Here is a 2,956-nt window from a genome sequence, read left to right as displayed (position 1 = left end):
GTACGACTGGGGTCCTCCGGGTTGGGTGAAGTCGCGGGTGTAGCCACCCTCGACGACCTGGCCGTCGTTGACCGCCGCGACCATGGCGTTCTTCAGACGGATGTTCGCGAACGTGCCGCGGATCATCACCTCGTGGTTGCCTCGACGCGATCCGAAGGAGTTGAAGTCCTTGCGATCCACGCCGTGCTCGGTCAGGTACTGGGCCGCGGGCGTGCCGGTCTTGATGTTGCCGGCGGGCGAGATGTGGTCGGTGGTGACCGAGTCGCCGAGCGTCGCCATGACGCGAGCGCCCTCGATGTCGCGCACCGGGGTGAGCTCCATCGTCATCCCGTCGAAGTACGGCGCCTTGCGCACGTAGGTCGACTTGTCATCCCACTGGAAGATCGCGTCGTCCGGGGTCGGAAGGCTCTTCCAGCGCTCGTCGCCCTCGAAGACGGTCGAGTACTGCTTGATGAACTGCTCACGCGAGATCGACGAGTCGACCAGCTCCTGCACCTCGGCCGGAGTCGGCCAGATGTCCTTGAGGAACACATCTTCGCCGTCTGTGCCCTTGCCCAGCGCATCGTTCTCGAAGTCGAAGTGCATCGACCCTGCCAGTGCGTAGGCGATGACCAGCGGCGGGCTGGCGAGGTAGTTCATCTTCACGTCGGGGCTGATACGACCCTCGAAGTTGCGGTTGCCCGAGAGGACTGCGGTGACCGCGAGGTCGTGATCGTTGATCGCCGCGGAGACCTCCTCGATCAGCGGGCCGGAGTTTCCGATGCAGATCGTGCAGCCGTAGCCGACCGTGTAGAAGCCGAGGCCCTCGAGGTCCTTGTCGAGTCCGGACTTCTCGTAGTAGTCCGTGACGACCTTCGAGCCGGGGCCGAGGGTGGTCTTGACCCACGGCTTCTGCTTGAGGCCCTTCTCGAGAGCCTTGCGGGCGACGAGGCCGGCGGCGATCATCACCGACGGGTTGGACTTGTTGGTGCACGACGTGATCGCCGCAAGCGTGACGGCGCCGTTGTCGAGGATGTACTGCTCACCCGACGGAGTCGTCACCGGCACGGGCTTGGACGCGTTGGCCGGAGCGCCGCTGTTGATGTGCACCGGACGGGTGGTGCGCGGCTCCTCCTCCCCAGGCGCGTTGCCCGGGTCGGACGCGGGGAACGAGTGCTTCGACTCGAGGTCGACAACGTCGTCCGACGTCGACGGTGCGGCGTAGGCGAGGATGTCCTGCTCGAACTGCGACTTGGCCTCGGAGAGCAGGATGCGGTCCTGCGGGCGCTTCGGGCCGGCGATGGACGGCACGACAGTGCCGAGATCGAGCTCGAGGTACTCGCTGAACGTCGGCTCAGCGCTCTCGTCGTGCCACAGCTTCTGAGTCTTGGCGTAGGCCTCGACCAGCGCGACGGCCTCGTCGCTGCGACCGGTCAGGCGCAGGTAGTCGAGGGTGACGTCATCGATCGGGAAGATCGCGGCGGTGGAGCCGAACTCGGGCGACATGTTGCCGATCGTCGCGCGGTTGGCCAGCGGCACGGATGCGACACCCGCGCCGTAGAACTCGACGAACTTGCCGACCACGCCGTGCTTGCGCAGGAGATCGGTGATGGTGAGCACGACGTCGGTCGCGGTCACACCGGCGGGGATCTCACCCGAGGGCTTGAAGCCGACCACGCGCGGAATCAGCATGGAGACGGGCTGCCCGAGCATCGCGGCCTCGGCCTCGATGCCGCCGACGCCCCACCCCAGCACGCCGAGGCCGTTGACCATCGTCGTGTGCGAGTCGGTGCCGACACAGGTGTCGGGGTACGCACGCAGCACGCCGTCGACCTCACGGTCGTAGATGACCTTGGCGAGGTGCTCGATGTTCACCTGGTGCACGATGCCGGTTCCGGGCGGAACGACCTTGAAGTCGCTGAAGGCCGTCTGGCCCCAGCGGAGGAACTGGTAACGCTCACCGTTGCGCTCGTACTCGATCTCGACATTGCGCTCGAGTGCGTTCTCGGATCCGAAGAGGTCGGCGATGACCGAGTGGTCGATCACCATCTCGGCCGGCGAGAGCGGGTTGATCTTGTTCGCGTCGCCGCCCAGCGCCGTCACTGCCTCGCGCATGGTGGCGAGGTCGACGATGCAGGGGACACCGGTGAAGTCCTGCATGACCACGCGCGCGGGCGTGAACTGGATCTCGGTGCTCGGGTCTGCCGCGGCATCCCCCGATCCCAGGGCCTCGATCTGCGCCTTCGTCACGTTCGCCCCGTCTTCGGTGCGAAGCAGGTTCTCGAGGAGGACCTTGAGACTGAAGGGGAGCTTGTCGAAACCGGGCACCGTGTCGATGCCGAAGATCTCGTAGTCGGTGCTGCCGACCGTCAGGGTGCTCTTGGCACCGAAGCTGTTCACCGTGGACACGAATCCGTCTCCTTCTATTCGGATGGGAGCGACAGGCGCCTCCATCTTGCTCGCCAGCGAGCCCCTGCGGCTAGCAAGGCAGACCTAACCAGTCTGCTCCGTTCAGCCCGCAGACGAAAGCCTGCAATTTATCTTGATGTCAAGATAAATCTATCACGACTGCGCGGGCGATTCCTCCCTCGACGCGCGCGGATAGAGTGCGCGCACGACGAGCCAGGTGACGGCGATCAACGGCGCGAACAGCGGCAGACCCATGATGAGCTTCAGCGTGCCGAGCGCGGTGACGTCGCCCGCCAGGTACAGCGGAAGCTGCACGGCGAGCCGGGCGAAGAACAGAGCGGCCCAGGCGATCCCGAGCCAGAGGAATGCGCGGCGCTTACGGCGGTCACCACGCCATGCGGTGCCCTCCCCCATCAGGAATCCGACGGCGAGACCGATGAGCGACCAGCCGACGAGGGCCGATACGAGCATCCCGGTTCCGTAGACCGCATTGGTGATGAGCCCGGGCACGAAGTTGTCTTCGCCGCGCCCCGTCCACAGCGCCAGTGCCGCCGCGGCCGCTGCGGCG

At 65.9% G+C, this 2,956-nt stretch carries 2 protein-coding genes; both read right to left on the bottom strand.

The genetic code is table 11. The annotated features are described in order from the left end of the window. Positions 1 to 2,388: aconitate hydratase (locus J7E68_RS06760; RefSeq protein ID WP_215171061.1), on the bottom strand; the 2,388-nt coding region annotated here is incomplete at its 3' end. A 153-nt stretch (positions 2,389 to 2,541) separates the two neighbouring features. Further along, positions 2,542 to 2,956 (bottom strand): DUF3159 domain-containing protein (locus tag J7E68_RS06755; RefSeq protein ID WP_215171059.1); only part of this gene is annotated, 415 nt, incomplete at its 5' end.

The organism is Microbacterium sp. ISL-103, from assembly GCF_018613995.1.
GTDB lineage: Bacteria > Actinomycetota > Actinomycetes > Actinomycetales > Microbacteriaceae > Microbacterium.
The sequence above is the reverse complement of the archived record's forward strand: the minus strand, read 5'-3'. Positions and strand labels throughout refer to the sequence as shown.